17 protein-coding genes are annotated in these 16962 nt (G+C 59.3%); 6 read left to right on the top strand and 11 right to left on the bottom strand.

What is annotated here, in order from left to right:
* Positions 1-45: 45 nt before the first annotated feature.
* Positions 46-918 (bottom strand): 16S rRNA (cytidine(1402)-2'-O)-methyltransferase, encoded by an 873-nt coding sequence (gene rsmI / locus AC3I65_RS21515; RefSeq protein ID WP_047228810.1) that lies wholly within the window; start codon positions 916-918, stop codon positions 46-48.
* A gap of 209 nt (positions 919-1127) precedes the next feature.
* Between rsmI and AC3I65_RS21520 the strand changes: the two genes are divergently transcribed.
* The 4 genes from AC3I65_RS21520 (at position 1128) to AC3I65_RS21535 (ending at position 4581) form a co-directional block, all read left to right on the top strand.
* The gene (locus tag AC3I65_RS21520) at positions 1128-2939 is read left to right on the top strand and encodes a penicillin-binding protein activator (RefSeq protein WP_047228809.1); all 1812 of its coding nucleotides are present in this window, start codon (positions 1128-1130) and stop codon (positions 2937-2939) included.
* Positions 2939-3301: a YraN family protein gene (locus AC3I65_RS21525; RefSeq protein ID WP_047228808.1), complete on the top strand. Its 363-nt coding sequence runs from the start codon at positions 2939-2941 to the stop codon at positions 3299-3301. Before AC3I65_RS21520 ends, AC3I65_RS21525 begins: the two co-directional genes overlap by 1 nt.
* 111 nt (positions 3302-3412) lie before the next feature.
* Positions 3413-4006, top strand: a complete 594-nt coding sequence (locus AC3I65_RS21530; protein ID WP_007928463.1) for a phosphoheptose isomerase — start codon at positions 3413-3415, stop codon at positions 4004-4006.
* Positions 4003-4581 carry a BON domain-containing protein gene (locus tag AC3I65_RS21535; protein ID WP_047228807.1) on the top strand — a complete coding sequence of 193 codons (579 nt, stop codon included), beginning with the start codon at positions 4003-4005 and terminating at the stop codon, positions 4579-4581. The genes AC3I65_RS21530 and AC3I65_RS21535 overlap by 4 nt, the downstream gene beginning before the upstream one ends.
* 1043 nt (positions 4582-5624) lie before the next feature.
* Here AC3I65_RS21535 and AC3I65_RS21540 read toward each other — a convergent pair.
* The 7 genes from AC3I65_RS21540 to rplM form a co-directional block, all read right to left on the bottom strand.
* Complete coding sequence (locus AC3I65_RS21540; protein ID WP_047228570.1) at positions 5625-6038, bottom strand: ClpXP protease specificity-enhancing factor; 414 nt, start codon at positions 6036-6038, stop codon at positions 5625-5627.
* Positions 6039-6054: 16 nt separating this feature from the next.
* Positions 6055-6672 (bottom strand): glutathione S-transferase N-terminal domain-containing protein, encoded by a 618-nt coding sequence (locus AC3I65_RS21545; protein WP_047228571.1) that lies wholly within the window; start codon positions 6670-6672, stop codon positions 6055-6057.
* 149 nt (positions 6673-6821) lie between these two features.
* A complete protein-coding gene (locus AC3I65_RS21550; RefSeq protein WP_047228572.1) occupies positions 6822-7604 on the bottom strand; it encodes a cytochrome c1 in 783 nt (260 codons plus the stop codon).
* Positions 7604-8815 carry a cytochrome b gene (locus tag AC3I65_RS21555; RefSeq protein ID WP_047228573.1) on the bottom strand — a complete coding sequence of 404 codons (1212 nt, stop codon included), beginning with the start codon at positions 8813-8815 and terminating at the stop codon, positions 7604-7606. Before AC3I65_RS21555 ends, AC3I65_RS21550 begins: the two co-directional genes overlap by 1 nt.
* Entirely contained in the window at positions 8815-9408 is a 594-nt protein-coding gene (gene petA, locus AC3I65_RS21560; protein WP_047228574.1) for a ubiquinol-cytochrome c reductase iron-sulfur subunit, read from the bottom strand. Before petA ends, AC3I65_RS21555 begins: the two co-directional genes overlap by 1 nt.
* A 256-nt stretch (positions 9409-9664) precedes the next feature.
* A complete protein-coding gene (gene rpsI, locus AC3I65_RS21565) occupies positions 9665-10057 on the bottom strand; it encodes a 30S ribosomal protein S9 (protein ID WP_003205364.1) in 393 nt (130 codons plus the stop codon).
* A gap of 14 nt (positions 10058-10071) precedes the next feature.
* On the bottom strand, positions 10072-10500 hold the full coding sequence (rplM, locus tag AC3I65_RS21570; protein WP_003205365.1) for a 50S ribosomal protein L13: 429 nt from the start codon (positions 10498-10500) through the stop codon (positions 10072-10074).
* A 245-nt stretch (positions 10501-10745) separates the two neighbouring features.
* Here rplM and AC3I65_RS21575 point away from each other — a divergent pair, with 245 nt between their 5' ends.
* A complete protein-coding gene (locus AC3I65_RS21575) occupies positions 10746-11786 on the top strand; it encodes an NADP(H)-dependent aldo-keto reductase (RefSeq protein ID WP_047228575.1) in 1041 nt (346 codons plus the stop codon).
* A 134-nt stretch (positions 11787-11920) separates the two neighbouring features.
* Here AC3I65_RS21575 and AC3I65_RS21580 read toward each other — a convergent pair whose 3' ends face one another.
* Positions 11921-13057: an acyl-CoA dehydrogenase family protein gene (locus AC3I65_RS21580; protein ID WP_047228576.1), complete on the bottom strand. Its 1137-nt coding sequence runs from the start codon at positions 13055-13057 to the stop codon at positions 11921-11923.
* 245 nt (positions 13058-13302) lie between these two features.
* Here AC3I65_RS21580 and AC3I65_RS21585 point away from each other — a divergent pair, with 245 nt between their 5' ends.
* Entirely contained in the window at positions 13303-14199 is an 897-nt protein-coding gene (locus AC3I65_RS21585) for a GlxA family transcriptional regulator (protein ID WP_171061317.1), read from the top strand.
* Between the two features lie 190 nt (positions 14200-14389).
* On the opposite strand, the gene zapE is transcribed toward AC3I65_RS21585, so the two are convergent.
* Both zapE and AC3I65_RS21595 read right to left on the bottom strand, forming a co-directional pair.
* Positions 14390-15484: a cell division protein ZapE gene (gene zapE, locus AC3I65_RS21590; RefSeq protein WP_047228578.1), complete on the bottom strand. Its 1095-nt coding sequence runs from the start codon at positions 15482-15484 to the stop codon at positions 14390-14392.
* A 100-nt stretch (positions 15485-15584) separates the two neighbouring features.
* Entirely contained in the window at positions 15585-16940 is a 1356-nt protein-coding gene (locus AC3I65_RS21595; RefSeq protein WP_107321906.1) for a tryptophan--tRNA ligase, read from the bottom strand.
* Between the last annotated feature and the right edge of the window lie 22 nt (positions 16941-16962).

The raw sequence follows: 16962 nt of genomic DNA on the forward strand, positions 1-16962 counted from the left end.
GAAGAACAAGCGCTAAAAGCCCTTGGCCAGCGCCGCGCCCCGGTTTCACTGGCCCTTCTGTTTTTCCAGCGCAACCTGATACAGGACGTTCTTACGCTCGCCGGTAATCTGCGCCGCGAGGGCGGCGGCGCGCTTGAGGGGCATTTCCTCAAGCAGCAGGTCCAGGATGCGCATCGCTTCACTGCTGACAGTCTCTTCATTGTGCGGCGCCGTCCAGCCCGCCACCAGCACGACGCATTCACCGCGCTGCTGGTTGCTATCGCCTTCGACGAAGGCGCGCAACTGCGCCAGCGGCAACCCCTTGAGGGTTTCGAAGGTTTTGGTCAGCTCCCTGGCGAGCAGCGCCGGGCGCTCCGGACCAAACACCAGCTCCATGTCCTGCAGGCATTCAAGGATGCGGTGCGGCGCCTCATAAAAGATCAACGTACGCGGCTCCTCCTTTATAGACTCCAGGCGCGCCCGTCGCCCCACCGCCTTGGCTGGCAGAAAACCTTCGAAAATGAAACGGTCCGACGGCAGGCCCGCCGCCGAAAGGGCTGCGATCAAGGCGCACGCCCCCGGCACCGGCACTACGTTGATACCGGCCGCCCGAGCCTGGCGCACCAGGTGATAGCCAGGGTCGGAAATCAGCGGTGTACCCGCGTCGGAAATCAGCGCGACGTTATCGCCCGCCAACAAACGAGTGATAAAACGACTGCCTTCTTCCCGCTCGTTGTGCTCATGACAGGCCGCCAACGGCGTTGAAATGCCGAAATGTTGCAACAAGCGTTGAGAGTGGCGCGTATCTTCGGCCGCAATGAGGGCCACCTCCTGCAGGATTTTCAGCGCCCGGGCACTGATATCGTCCAGGTTGCCGATGGGCGTCGCCACCACATAAAGCGAGCCGGCAGCGGAATTCAAAGCACCTGGAGCAGTCAAAGCGCACACCTCATGATCGGTAAAACCGCCATTGTAGCGCGTAGTGTGCGTCACGACTGCCCGCAGCGCCTCGCTGTCCGGCGACCTGCAGTGCTGCGCCGCAACATTTGAAATACCTAAATTGATCGATTCACGCCACTAACATCGCGCCCCGGCCAGTGCTTGGGTACAATTCGACGCTAATTTGATCTCGTATCAGGAACATTTACATGATCGCTTGCCTGCGGCTGCTCTCCGCCCTCTGCCTCGCTGCCCTTCTGGCGGCCTGCGCCAGCTCGCCCTCCTCCAGCCTTGGCGAACTTCCACGGACCCCGGATGCCAGTATCGAGCAGTTGCTCGAACAGGCCACTCAAAGCAAAACCCCGGAAAAAGCCGCCCTGTTGCGCCTGAGTGCAGCAGACCTGGCCTACCGCCAGGGCAATGCCGGCCAGTCCGCGCAGATCCTGCAACAGGTGCCGATGGAGCAACTCAAGCCCGGCCAGCAGATTTTCGCCAGCACTCTGGCGGCCGAACTGGCAATGACGCGCAATCAACCCAAAGCAGCGCTGAGCGCCCTGAGCCACCCGAGCCTGCAGCACCTGGGCGAGCTACCGGTGGAACAGCAGGTCCGTACCGGCACCGTCCACGCCCGCGCCCTCGAGGCCGATGGCCAGACCCTGGCCGCCGCCAAGGAACGGATCTTCATTGCGCCCCTGCTTGAAAACGAAGCGGCGGCGAAAAACCACGAGGCGATCTGGTCGTTGATCGCCTCGCTGCCCACCGATCAACTGCAACCGACCACCACCGACGACCTGGGTGGCTGGCTGAGTTTGGCCCAGGTTGTAAAAACTGCCGGTACGCTGGAACAGCAACAGGCGGCTATCGACAGCTGGCGCGAGCAGAACCCCAAGCACCCGGCCGCGCTCCAGCTGCCGACGCCGCTGGTCAAGCTCAAGGAACTGGCGAGCCAGCCCCTGAGCAAGATCGCCTTGCTGCTGCCCCAGGATGGCCCGCTGTCCTCGGTCGCAAGAGCTCTGCGCGAAGGTTTCATGGCTGCCCACTATCAGGCCCAACAGGCCGGGCAGAACCCGCCAAGCATTCAGTTTTATGACAGCTCGCGCCTGACCTCCCTGGATGATTTCTATCGCAAGGCGCAGGCCGACGGCGTGCAACTGGTGGTCGGCCCGCTGGAAAAACCCTTGGTCAAGCAGCTCAGCACCCGCCCGCAACTGCCGATCACGACCCTCGCGCTCAATTACAGCGAAGGCGAGCAAGGCCCGGCCCAACTGTTCCAGTTTGGCCTGGCCGCGGAAGACGAAGCCCGCGAAGTATCGCGTCGCGCCCGTACGGACGGCCTGCATCGTGCCGCCGTCATGGTGCCAAAAGGTGAATGGGGCGATCGCGTCCTCAAAGCCTTCAGCGAGGACTGGCAGGCCAATGGCGGCACCATCATCGCTGTCGAACGTATCGATCAACCCGTACAACTGGCCCAGCAGATTGCCGACATGTTCCATCTGCGCCAGAGCGAAGGTCGCGCCAAGCGCCTGCAAAGCACAGTCGACACCGCCGTCGCGGCCCAGCCGTCCCGCCGCCAGGACATCGAATTCCTGTTCCTGGCCTCGACCCCGCAACAGGCCCAGCAGATCAAGCCGACCCTGAACTTCCAGTACGCCGGCGACGTACCTGTGTACGCCACCTCGCATGTGTTCAGCGCCAGTGGCGACCAGAATCAGTACAACGACATGAGCGGCGTGCGCTTCTGCGAAACCCCGTGGCTGCTCGATGCCAACGACCCGCTGCGCAAGCAGGTCACCGCCCAGTGGCCCCAGGCCGGCGGTAGCCTGGGTCGGTTGTACGCGATGGGAGCAGATGCCTATCGTCTGGCTCCGCGCCTGGGTCAGCTAAAGACATTGCCGGACACCCGCATCGAGGGGCTGTCGGGCAGCCTGGCAGTGTCGCAGTCCCAGCGAGTGCAACGTCAACTGCCGTGGGCCGAATTCGTCAACGGTCAGGTGCAGCGCCTGCCGGACACTCAGCGCTGATGCCTGACCGATCTCGCCAGCAAAGCGGACGGGATGCCGAGAGCCAGGCTCTCGCGCATCTTCAGCAACAAGGTCTGCGGCTGCTGGCGAAGAACTGGCTGTGTAAACGTGGCGAGCTTGATCTGGTCATGCTTGACGGCGATACAGTAGTATTCGTCGAAGTCCGCTACAGAAAAAATACTCAATGGGGTGGCGCGCTCGACAGCATCGATGCACGCAAGCGCCAGAAGCTGGTTTTCGCCGCGCAGTATTTCCTGCAAATCGAGTCTCGCTGGGCCGATCATCCCTGCCGCTTCGACGTGGTTGCCATCGACAGCAACGCCGATCAGTTGAACTGGTTGCAGAATGCCTTCGACAGTTGAACTTCAACACCCATGACGAGCCGAGCCGGACACCTTCACCCAATTTTTGCTCTTTGCTTTGCGCGCCGCACATGCTTGTGCCGATAAGCCGCGCTACTTAAGGTCACACAGATGGACATGCAATCGCGAATTCGCCAGCTTTTTCAGGCCAGTATCGACACCAAGCAACAGGCGATGGACGTACTTGCACCGCACATCGAGCAAGCCAGCCAAGTGATGGTCAACGCCCTGCTCAACGAAGGCAAAATGCTTTCGTGCGGCAATGGCGGTTCTGCCGGCGACGCCCAGCATTTCTCATCGGAGCTGCTCAACCGCTTCGAGCGCGAGCGCCCCAGCCTGCCGGCCATTGCATTGACCACCGACAGCTCGACGATCACCTCGATCGCCAACGACTACAGCTACAACGAAGTGTTCTCCAAACAGATCCGCGCCCTGGGCCAGCCCGGCGATGTGTTGCTGGCGATCTCCACCAGCGGCAACTCGGCCAATATTATTCAGGCGATCCAGGCCGCACATGATCGCGAAATGATTGTCGTAGCATTGACCGGTCGCGATGGCGGCGGCATGGCGTCACTGCTGTTGCCTGAGGACGTCGAGATTCGCGTACCGGCCAATGTCACTGCACGCATTCAGGAAGTCCACCTGCTGGCGATTCATTGTCTTTGCGACTTGATCGACAGCCAACTGTTCGGGAGTGAAGAATGACCCCTAATCGCCTAGGCCTTCTGGCCCTGACCCTGTGCCTCGGCATCAGCGGCTGCACATCGGTGGTTAACGCCAGCCGGGAAAAGCCGATTGAAGACGACCGCGGCACCCGCACCTTCGGCAGCAAGATCGACGATTCGTTGATCGAAACCAAGGCAGGCGTGAACATCGCCAAGGCCGACCCGGACCTGGACAACAACTCGCACATCGTCGTCACCAGCTTCAACGGTGTCGTGCTGCTGGCAGGCCAGACCCCACGCGCGGACCTCAAGGCCAAGGCCGAACAGGCTGCAAGCGCCGTGCAGCGGGTCAAGACCGTGCACAACGAACTGCAGGTCCTGCCACCTTCCTCGTTGCTGGCGCGTCAGAACGATGCCTGGCTGACTACCAAGATCAAGACGCAGATGCTCACCGACGCCAGCATTCCCGGCTCGCGCATCAAGGTCGTGACTGAGAATGGCATCGTCTATCTGCTGGGGCTGCTGACCAAGCAGGAGGCTGCGCAGGCGACCAATCTGGTGCAAGGGGTTTCCGGGGTGCAGAAGATCGTCAAGTTGTTTGAGTACATTGACTGATACTGAACTTCAGGTGCTCAAGAAAAACGGCGCTTCTTCCGAGACGGAAAGCGCCGTTTTTTTTGGCTTCATTTTTTTTGGGGGGGGGAGGTTTGATCGGTGTGTATATCCGTTGCTGCGGTAACGGCGGCTTATGGTTCCGCTCTTACAGCGGGTCACTTTTGGAAGAGCGCCAAAAGTAACCAAAAGCGCTTTGCCCCACCACTCGGTGCCTCGCCTAGGCCCGGCATGCCCTCACTCCGGCATTGCTCCGTGGGCCCGCCACGAAGGGCCATCCATGGCCCAGCGCGGCTACCTCGGCATCCATGCCGAGGTGCCCACTACGCAATACCTGCGTTCGGCCAGCGTGGTTAACGGGGCGCCCCAGATCAAAATCAAAAACGAGGCGGCCTGACAGCCGGCCTGTTCTGGAGCGAACGGGTTTCCCCTGTGGGAGCGAGCTTGCTCGCGAAAGTGGAGGGTCAGTTTGCAGTGATGCTTGGATGTACCGGCGTCATCGCGAGCAGGCTCGCTCCCACAGGTTTTGTGTCGCTTGCAAATACTGTGAGCACACACAAATCAATGTGGGAGCGAGCCTGCTCGCGATAGCGGTAGTTCAGCTAAATAGATACTGGCATCTACCCCGCTCTTGCTCTTGCTCTGCTTTTGATCTTGATCTTGATCTCGACGCCCCGTTAAACCACGCTGGCCGAACGCAGGCATTGCGCAGTGGGCATCCCGGCATGGATGCCGGGATAGCCGCGCTGGGCCATGGATGGCCCTTCGCGGCGGGCCCACGGAGCAATGCCTGCGTTCGGGCATGCCGAGCCTAGGCGAGGCACCGAGTGGTGGGGCAGAAGCGTTTTGCTTACTTTTGCGCTTCTCAAAAGTGAGCCGCTGTAAGAGCGGAACCATAAGTAGCCGTTACCGCAGAAACGGATATACACACCCACCAACGACACAAAAAAAATGCCCGCATCTCGCGACACAGGCATTCTCTAAACCAACTTGCCAGGCCTTCACACAACCTGTGGCTACATGGCCTTGTGGCACATATCTGCCAGCTATTTCACCACTTTCAAACTAGGCCGCCCGCTAGGACGCGGCGGCTCGTCATCCGGTGGCGGCAGGTCATCATCAGCCTCGAACTCTTCTTCGCCATCCAACGGCGATTCCAGCTCGAACACCATACCCTGACCATTCTCCCGGGCATAAATCCCCAGGATCGAGGCGATAGGCACGTACAGGGTGTGTGGCACCCCCCCGAAGCGTCCCTCGAAACTGACCGCGTCATTGTCCATGTGCAGGTGACGCACGGCGGCCGGTGATACGTTCAAGACAATTTGCCCATCGTTGGCAAAACCCTGCGGCACCTGCACCGATGGATACTCGGCGTTGACCAGCATGTGCGGGGTGCAATCGTTGTCCACAATCCACTCGTAGAGCGCGCGGACCAGATAAGGTCGACTGGAGTTCATAGCGGCTCCCTAAGCCTTAGCGCATGTCACGTTCGACACCAGACAGACTCGCCTGGAATGCCTCACGCGCAAATTGGCGCTCCATATAATCAAGCAACGGCTTGGCAGGCCGCGGCAGTTCAATACCCAGAATCGGCAAACGCCAGAGTATTGGCAATAGGCAGCAATCCACCAGGCTTTGTTCCTCACTGAGGAAGAATGGTTTGTCGATGAACAGCGGCGATACGCCAGTCAGGCTTTCACGCAATTCTTTGCGCGCCACGACCCGCGCAGGTTCTTTGGTTCGTGAATCCAAGATCAGGTCCACCAACCCGCACCAGTCACGCTGGATGCGATGGATCAGCAAACGGCTGTTGGCCCGCGCAACAGGATATACCGGCAGTAAAGGCGGATGCGGATAACGCTCATCCAGGTATTCCATCACCACTGTCGACTCCCACAATGCCAGGTCACGATCGACCAGCGTGGGCAGGCTGCCGTAAGGGTTCACCTCGATCAGCTTCGGCGGCTGACGGCCCGCTTCGACGTAAATGATCTCGGCGCTGACACCCTTCTCTGCCAGTACGATGCGTACCCGGTGGGAGTAGTGGTCGGCGGGGTCGGAGTAACAGGCCAACCGATTGGTCACGCCCATGGCGATCCTCCTCGCTTGTTGAAATTATCGAAAAACGGAAAAACGAGCGCGCCCAAAGGGCGCCTCCCGTAACACCCGGCGGACCAGGTTCGTTACATCCAGAGACGCCCTTGGGCGCGCACGATTAACAGCAACGGTTTACAGCTTTATCAATGCACGTCTTTCCAGTATTCGCGCTTGAGCAGGTAAGCGAATACGAAGAAGAACGCCAAATACAGCAACACATAAGTACCGATGCGCTGATGCTCCAGCTTCACCGGGTTGGCCGAGTAGGCCAGGAAGGTCACCAGATTCTTGACCTTCTCGTCGAACTGCTCTTCAGTCAGGCTGCCGGTGTTCGGCAACACGGTCAGCTGGTCGCAGGCTTCGTGAGTCAAAGCGGTGCCGGTCAGCGGATCGTATTGCTTCTTGCCGTCCTCGACGATTTGAACCTGTTTGCAGCCTACCACCTGACGACCCTGCAGGCCGACCAGAACGTTTGGCATGCCGACGTTCGGGAAGACCTTGTTGTTCACGCCCCAAGGACGCGCGGGATCCTCATAGAACGAACGCAGGTAACCGTAGAGCCAGTCGGTGCCACGCACGCGTGCCACCAGGGTCAGGTCGGGCGGTGCAGCCCCGAACCAGGTCTTGGCGTCTGCCGGCTGCATGCCGATGTTCATGTGATCGCCCAGCTTGGCACCGGTGAACACCAGCTTCTCGAGCATCAACTCATGGGGAATGCCCAGGTCATCAGCTACGCGCTCGTAACGCTGGAACTTGGCGCTGTGGCAGCCCATGCAGTAGTTGGCGAACGTACGCGCGCCATCCTGCATGGCAGCTTTGTCGGAAACGTCGATGTCGACTTTTTCCAGCTCAGGACCACCGGATGCGGACGCAAAGGACAGTACAGGCATAGCAGCAAGAATCAGTACAGAAAATAGCTTTTTCATCAGCCAGTCACCCTTTCCGGAACCGGTTTGGTCTTCTCGAGCCTGGTGTAGAACGGCATCAGAATGAAGTAGGCGAAGTACAGGAAGGTGCAGACCTGCGACAGCAGCGTCCGGCCCGGCGTTGGAGCGAGTACGCCCAGCACACCCAGGATCACGAACGAGATGCAGAACACCCAGAGCCAGATTTTGCTCAGCCAGCCTTTGTAGCGCATCGACTTGACCGGACTGCGGTCCAGCCACGGCAGGACGAACAGCACGGCGATCGCCGCACCCATGGCGATGACGCCCAGCAGCTTGTCTGGAACCGCCCGCAAAATCGCGTAGAACGGTGTGAAGTACCAGACCGGAGCAATGTGCTCAGGGGTCTTGAAGGCGTTCGCCTGCTCGAAGTTAGGCTTCTCGAGGAAGTAACCACCCATCTCTGGGAAGAAGAACACGATGGAGCAGAAGATGAACAGGAACACTACCACGCCGACGATATCTTTGACGGTGTAGTACGGGTGGAAGGCGATGCCGTCCAGCGGTACACCGTTTTCGTCCTTGTACTTCTTGATGTCCACGCCATCGGGGTTGTTCGAGCCGACTTCGTGCAGCGCCAGGATGTGCAGCACCACCAGACCGAGGATCACGATCGGCAGGGCCACCACATGCAAGGCGAAGAAGCGGTTCAGGGTAATGCCCGAGATCAGGTAGTCACCGCGAATCCACTGGGTCAGGTCATCACCGATGACCGGGATTGCACCGAACAGCGAGATGATCACCTGGGCGCCCCAGTAGGACATCTGGCCCCACGGCAGCAGATAGCCCATGAAGGCTTCCGCCATGAGCGCCAGGTAGATCAGCATGCCGAAGACCCACACCAGCTCACGAGGCTTCTGATACGAACCGTAGAGCAGACCACGGAACATATGCAGGTAAACCACGATGAAGAACGCCGAAGCGCCGGTGGAGTGCAGCAGACGCAGGATCGAGCCGTACTCGACGTCACGCATGATGTATTCGACGGAGGCAAACGCTTCTTCCGCCGAAGGGGTGTAACTCATGGTCAGCCAGACACCGGTGACGATCTGGTTGACCAGAACGAGCAATGCCAAGGAGCCAAAGAAGTAGAAGAAGTTGAAGTTTTTCGGAGCGTAATACTTGCTGAGATGGTCTTCCCACATTTTGGTCGCGGGAAAGCGCGCATCAACCCAATCCATGAATTTGCTCATCACGCTGTCTCCGTATCGACGCCAACGACAATGATGTCGTCGGTCTCATAGGAATGCGGGGGAACTGGCAGGTTCAGAGGTGCAGGCTGCGATTTGTAGACGCGACCCGCCAGGTCGTAATGGGAGCCGTGGCAAGGGCAGAAATAACCACCGACCCAGTCCTTGCCCAAGTCGGCAGGGGCTACCTCAGGACGGAACGTTGGCGAGCAACCCAGGTGCGTACAAATCCCGATCAGCAGCAGGACTTGCGGCTTGATCGAGCGTGTCTCCGGATCGACATAGGTCGGTTGCGTCGAGTTCTTGGAGGTAGGGTCAGACAACTGGCCCTCGATCTTTTTCAGATTCCCCAGGATTTCCTCTGTACGGCGGACGATGAACACCGGCTGACCGCGCCACTCAGCAATCATCTGCTGGCCTGGCTCGATCTTGCTGACATCCACTTTCACCGGTGCACCTGCGGCTTTCGCCTTGGCACTGGGAAACCATGACCCCACGAACGGGACCGCAGCCCCCACCGCTCCTGCAGCACCCACCACGGATGTGGCTGCTACCAGGAAGCGACGCCGGCCTGCATTCACGCCGTCATTGCTCATTCAGTCCTCTCCCATCAGCTTTGTGGCCTGTTAAATCAGGCGTCTACTAAGTAAAAATCTGAACTTATAAAAATTTTGCCGAATGGTAATGAAAAGCCCCAGTTCTGACAAGGTAATTACCAAGCGACCCAACCGCCAAGCCTTGTAGTATAGGGGCTTCACGGATGTGGCAAGTTGTCACAGCATAAATCTTTCGCGCATAAAAAAACGCCCAGCTCCGTGAGGAACTGGGCGCCTTTTGAACGCGAAAGCGAAATTAACGCTTCGAGTACTGCGGACGCTTACGCGCTTTACGCAGACCGACTTTCTTACGTTCAACTTCACGAGCATCGCGAGTTACGAAGCCGGCTTTGCGCAGTGCACCGCGCAGAGTTTCGTCGTAATCCATCAGGGCGCGAGTGATGCCGTGGCGGATTGCGCCAGCCTGACCACTTACACCACCACCGATAACAGTGACGTAGATGTCGAATTTTTCGACGGTCTCGGTCAGTTCCAGCGGCTGACGAACTACCATGCGGGCAGTTTCGCGGCCGAAGAAGTTATCCAGGGAGCGGTTGTTGATGGAGATGTTACCAGTGCCCGGACGCAGGAAAACGCGTGCGGTTGCAGTCTTGCGACGGCCAGTGCCGTAATTTTGAGTCGCCGACATAATGAACTATTCCGTTAAAACTTCAGTTCTTGGGGCTGCTGAGCAGTATGAGGGTGAGCAGCGCCCGCATAAACCTTCAGCTTACGATACATGTCGCGACCCAGTGGGTTTTTAGGCAGCATGCCTTTAACCGCGGTCTCGATCACGCGCTCAGGGGCTTTGGCGATCAGCTTTTCGAAGTTGATCGACTTGATGCCGCCAGGAAAACCGGAGTGGGAGTAGTACATTTTGTCAGTGGTTTTAGCGCCAGTAACACGTACTTGCTCAGCGTTGATGACGACGATGTAGTCACCGGTGTCGACGTGAGGGGTGTACTCAGGCTTGTGCTTGCCACGCAGACGGCTCGCGATTTCGGTGGCCAGACGACCCAGGGTCTGACCAGCAGCGTCGACGACAAACCAGTCGCGCTTTACTGTTTCCGGTTTAGCAGTAAAAGTTTTCATTCTTTATAGCCTCAGGGGCCGCCCTGTAAATTAGACGGCGGATCTTACTGAATAGTGCGTACTTTGACAAGTCAAAGGCAGCCGGATACAGACGCTTTCGGGGGCTCGGGTCGGCGCGTCCGTTCAACGGCAAGATTCTTCGGCGGCGGCGCATCACTTCCACTGCAGAAAGAGGTGCGCAATTATGCAGATTGCGAAAAATAATTCAACCTGCTTTTATGATTGTTTTGCCCAAGGAGTTCCCGATGGATTATCGCCAGCTAGGCCGTACCGATCTAAACGTGAGCGCCCTGTGCCTCGGAACCATGACCTGGGGTGAGCAGAACAGCGAGGCCGAGGCCTTCGCCCAGATCGAACGCGCCAAGGGTGCCGGGATCAATTTCATCGACACCGCCGAGATGTATCCGGTACCGCCCAAGGCCGAGACCTACGCCACCACCGAGCGCTACATCGGCAATTACTTCAAGAGCCGCGGCGACCGTGCCGACTGGATCCTGGCGAGCAAGATCGCGGGCCCCGGCAACACCATCGACTACATCCGCGACAAAAACCTCAAGCACAACCGCCGCCATATCGTCGAAGCGGTGGACGCCAGCCTCAAGCGCCTGCAGACCGACTGGATCGATCTCTACCAACTGCACTGGCCGGAACGCAGCACCAATTTCTTCGGCCAGTTGGGCTACCAGCACAAGGCCGACGAAGATTTCACCCCGCTGGAGGAAACCCTCGAGGCCCTGGACGAGCAGGTCCGGGCCGGCAAGATCCGCCACATCGGCCTGTCCAACGAAACGCCGTGGGGCACCATGAAGTTCCTCGCCCTGGCCGAGGCCCGTGGCTGGCCGCGGGCAGTGTCGATCCAGAACCCCTACAACCTGCTCAACCGCAGTTTCGAGATCGGGCTTTCGGAAATCGCCATCCGCGAACAGTGTGGCCTGCTGGCTTACTCGCCATTAGCGTTCGGTTTCCTGTCGGGCAAGTATGAAGGCGGCGCACGGCCAGCCAAGGGCCGCCTGACGCTCTACAGCCGCTTCATGCGCTATTTCAATCCACAATCGGAAGCCGCATGCAGTCGTTATGTGGCCCTGGCGCGGGAACACGGCCTGGACCCGGCACAGATGGCCCTGGCCTTCGTTACCCGACAACCATTCGTGACCAGCAACATCATTGGCGCCACCACGCTGGAGCAACTGGACAGCAACATCGCCAGCTTCGACCTGAAGCTGTCCGATGAAGTGCTGGCGGGGATCGAGGCGATTCACAAGGATCAGCCGAACCCGGCGCCTTGATCAGTTCATAGCCCCCCATCGCGAGCAGGCTCGCTCCCACATTGGATTTATGTCTGACCACAACATTGTGATCGACACAGAGCCCATGTGGGAGCGAGCCTGCTCGCGATAGCGGTCTAACAGTCACTACGACATCAAAGCGACCGCGCAATAATTTCCTTCATGATTTCATTGGTCCCGGCATAGATGCGCTGCACCCGCGCGTCGGCCCACGCCCGGGCGACCGGGTATTCCCACATGAACCCGTAGCCGCCATGCAGCTGCACGCATTCGTCGAGCACCTTGCACTGCAGGTCAGTGCCCCAGTACTTGGCCATCGCCGCCGTCGGCACGTCGAGCTTGCCTTGCAGATGCAGTTCCAGGCAGCGGTCGACGAAGACCCGACCGATCTGGATCTCGGTCGCCATTTCCGCCAGTTTGAACCGGGTGTTCTGGAAGTCCGCGATGGATTTACCGAAAGCCTTGCGCTCGCGGGTGTAGTCCAGCGTCCATTGCAGCGCCGCTTCGGCCGACGCCAGGCCACCAATAGCCACCGTCAGGCGTTCCTGGGGCAGTTCCTGCATCAGGTAGGCAAAGCCCATCCCGGCCTGCCCCAGCAGGTTTTCCTTGGGCACGCGAACATCCTGGAAAAACAGCTCCGAAGTGTCCTGAGCCTTCATCCCGACCTTCTCCAGGCGCTTGCCTTTTTCGAAGCCAGGTGTGCCCGCTTCCACCAGGAACAGACTGGTGCCCTTGGCGCCTGCTTTCGGATCGGTCTTGGCAACCACAATCACCAGATCGGCCAGAAAGCCGTTGGTGATAAAGGTCTTCGAGCCGTTGATGATGTACTCATCACCCTCCAGCACCGCCGTGGTCTTCACGCCTTGCAGGTCGGAACCGGCGCCCGGCTCGGTCATAGCGATGGCCGTGACCATCTCACCAGACACCAGTTTGGGCAGGTACTTGTGTTTCAGCGCTTCACTGCCGTAGTGCAGGATGTAGGGCGCAACGATGTCGGAGTGCAGCGAGAAGCCAATGCCCGTCAGCCCCAATCTTCCGATTTCTTCAATCACCACGGTGCTGTAGAGAAAATCGGCATCCAGCCCGCCATAAGCCTCTGGCAGATGCGAGCACAACATCCCCGCCTCCCCCGCCTTGTTCCACAGCTGACGATCCACATGCCCCTGCTTTTCCCACTGGCTGTGGTACGGCACCGCTTCTTTTTCGAGGAAGGTTCGTACGCTGTCGCGAAACAGTTCGTGTTCGGAACTGAACAGGGTTCTGGGGATCATGGGACACCTTTGCATTATTGTTCGAGGGGGTTATCCAACAGAGCCTAAGCCTGCGGGGGATGACAGGACACTGGACACATCCGACAAAAAATAAGACGATCCAGCCGTCTGGTGACCACTTTCCCCTATAAAAATAAAGATCAATTATGTCCAAACACGTCTCCACGCCCTTGCGGCGCGTCAGCATCCTGGCTATCGACCGGGTTTTCGCTTCCACCCTCATGCAAGCCAAGGATTTTTTCCACCTGGCCAGCCTGCGCTACGGCAAACAACTGGGCCACGGCCTGACACCGGCGTTCGAAACCCGGCTGGTCAGCCCCGACGGCAAACCGGTGAACAGCTTCAGCGACGTGATCATGCCGGTGGACGGCGGCCTGGAAAATACCGACGTGATCATCCTCCCGGCTTTTTGGGATGACTTCGCCACCCTCTGCGAACGTTACCCGCAGGTCCTGCCCTGGCTGCGGGAACAGCATGCCCGCGGCGCAGTGCTCTGCGGCGAGGCGACCGGGGTGTTCTGGCTGGCCGAGGCCGGGCTGCTAGATGGCAAGGAAGCCACCACGTACTGGCGTTTCTTCAACGCCTTCAAGGAGCGCTTCCCCCAGGTCCACCTCAACCAGGACAAGCACCTGACCGACGCCGACAACCTGTTCTGCGCCGGCGGCACGACCTCGGCCTGCGACCTCTATATCTACCTCATCGAACGGTTCTGCGGCGCCAACGTGGCCCAGGCCGTGGCACGAGACATTCTCTATGAAGTGCAGCGCAGCTACTCACCGGGAAGAATCGGTTTCGGGGGCCAGAAACTGCATCAGGATGTGATCATCCTGCAGATCCAGCACTGGCTCGAAGAACACTTCGCCGACAAGTTCCGCTTTGAGGACGTCGCTCGGGAGCACGGTATGAGCATCCGCAACTTCATGCGCCGCTTCCAGACCGCCACGGGAGACAAACCGCTGCATTACCTGCAACGGCTGCGTATAGAAACCGCCAAGGGCTTGTTGTCCGGCAGCCGCAAAAGCATCAAGACCATCAGCTATGAAGTCGGCTACGACGATGCGAGCTTCTTCGCACGGCTGTTCCGCCAACATACCGAGTTATCGCCGAACCAGTATCGACAGCAATTTCAGCAGGCGGCGTGAATCAAGGGTTGAATACAGTCCAATGTGGGAGCGAGCCTGCTCGCGATAGCGGTGTGGCAGCCAGCATAGATGTTGACTGATACACCGCTATCGCGAGCAGGCTCGCTCCCACAGGGTTATGCGGTGCGCCGTTGAGCTCGCACGCGCAAAAAAGGCCTGCAATTGCAGGCCTTTTTTTATCCGAACCGGATTACGGCTTATGCGCCCGCGCCAGGAATTCGTGTGATTGCATTTCCAGCAAACGACTCAAGGTTCGCTGGAACTCAAAGGTCAGGCGACCGCCGGTGTAGAGATCCTTGAGTTCGACTTCGGCCGAAATGATCAGCTTCACGTTACGGTCGTAGAACTCGTCGACCATGTTGATGAACCGGCGGGCAATGTCGTCGGTGGTGACGCTCATTTGCTCCACGTTGCTGAGCAGTACCGCGTGGAAGATCTTGCCCAGCTCGATGTAGTCGTTCTGGCTACGAGGGCCATCGCACAGTTCACGAAAGTCGAACCAGGCCACGTCATCGCAGGTCCGCACGGCGCGGATCTGGCGATTCTCGATGACCAACACATCATTTTCGACCGCCTGGGTGCATTCCGGCGTCAGGGCCCGGAAGCTCTTGCGCAGGCTTTCTTCAGCTGCGGCGTCCAGGGGGAAGTGAAACAGCTCCGCCTGCTCCAGGTGACGCAGGCGATAGTCCACCCCGCTGTCGACGTTGACGATGTCGGTGTGTTCCTTTATCAGCGCAATGGCCGGCAGGAAGCGCGCGCGTTGCAGGCCGTCCTTGTAAAGGCCGTCCGGCACGATGTTCGAGGTGGCGACCAAAGTCACGCCGTTCTTGAACAACTCCTCCATCAAGGTGCCGAGAATCATGGCGTCGGTGATGTCGGAAACGAAAAACTCATCGAAGCAGATCACCCGCGTCTCGTCGGAGAACCGCTTGGCGATGATGGTCAGCGGGTTCTTCTCGCCGCCCAGCGTCTTCATTTCTTCATGCACACGCTTCATGAAGCGGTGGAAGTGCGTCCGTGTCTTCTCCTTGAACGGCAACGCCTCGAAGAAGGTGTCGACCAGGTAGGTTTTACCACGGCCGACACCGCCCCAGAAATACAGGCCCTTGACCGGGACCTGATCCTTCTTGCCGAACAGTTTGCCCAACAAGCCCGGCTTGTTGTTCGACGCGGCGACCAGATCGTCGTACAGGCGCTGCAAATGCCGCACTGCCGTTTCCTGGGCTGCGTCGTGGAAGAACTCCGGGCGTTTCAGATCAGCTTGATATCGTTCTAGGGGCGTCATATTCGTTAGCAAGGCAACAAAAACGGGCCGTCACTGTAGCGACGGCCCGCGGGAATGGCAATCGGCCCTTATTCGAGCCGATGGTCGGAATAGCCCCGGTTCAGTCCTGAACTGGCGTCAGGGCCACGCGCAAAGCCTCGATGGCAGCATCCCGAGCGGCGCTGTCCGCAAAGGCCGGACTGTCGGCCACACAGGCGCCGTCAAGCCAGACACTGAAGCTCAGCTCGTCGCTGCGCACGTCCAGTGGCTGGCCGGCTTGCAGTTGCTTGGTGACCTGGCCCGCGGTCTTGCCATCGGCAAAATTGCGCGACAACACCAATTGCTCGCCATCGGCGGCCAGCAGACGGAAGCGGAAACTGCCGTCGCCTTCGCGAAAGCTCACGAAACGTGCGGCTTTGGCCACTTTCTTTTTCGTGCTGGTCGCCACCTGAACCTGGCTGACAAACGAACGCAGGCCGACGGCTTCGCGCAGTTCGTTGAGGAACGGTGTGGCCACGGCCCGGGCTTTTTTCGCACCCAGTTGCAGGATGTCTTCAAGGTCCGCCGGGCGTTCGATCAACTGGTGATAACGTTCGCGGGACTCGCCCAGTTCACTGTCGAGCAATTGGAACAGGCGGTTCTTGGCTTCGCCCCAACCCAGGCCCTGCAGCAGTTCGCTGCGGAACTCGTCGGACTGCGCTGGCGTGGCGAAGGCCTGGAACAAGGTGAACAGGTGGGAGTTGTCCGGATCCTTGGCTTCGCCCGGTGCGCGGGAGTCGGTGACGATCCGCGAGATCGCGTCCTTCATGTCCTTGGCGCTGCTGAACAACGGGATGGTGTTGTCGTAGCTCTTGGACATCTTGCGGCCATCAAGGCCCGGCAGGGTGGCGACGCTCTCCTCGATCAGCGCCTCGGGCATGGTGAAAAACTCCTTGCCCTGGCCGAACAGATGGTTGAAGCGCTGGCCGATGTCGCGGGCCATTTCCACGTGCTGGATCTGGTCGCGACCGACCGGCACCTTGTGGGCGTTGAACATCAGGATGTCCGCGGCCATCAGCACCGGGTAGCTGTACAGCCCCATGGTGATGCCGGCATCCGGGTCTTCGCCGGCCTCGACGTTTTTGTCCACCGACGCCTTGTAGGCGTGGGCGCGATTGAGCAGCCCCTTGGCGGCGACGCAGGTCAGCAGCCAGGTCAGTTCCGGAATTTCGGGAATGTCGGACTGGCGATAGAAGGTCACGCGGTCCACGTCCAGGCCACCGGCAAGCCAGGTCGCTGCGATTTCCAGGCGCGAGCGCTGGATGCGCAGCGGGTCATCGCATTTGATCAAGGCGTGGTAGTCGGCCAGGAAATAGAACGAATCGGCGTTGCTGTCGCGGCTGGCGAGGATCGCCGGACGGATAGCGCCGGCGTAGTTGCCCAGGTGCGGGGTGCCGGTGGTGGTGATGCCGGTCAGGATGCGGGTACGAGTCGTCATGGGTTATCGCTTGTCAGACTGC

It is taken from the genome of Pseudomonas sp. N-1-13 (genome assembly GCF_057787095.1).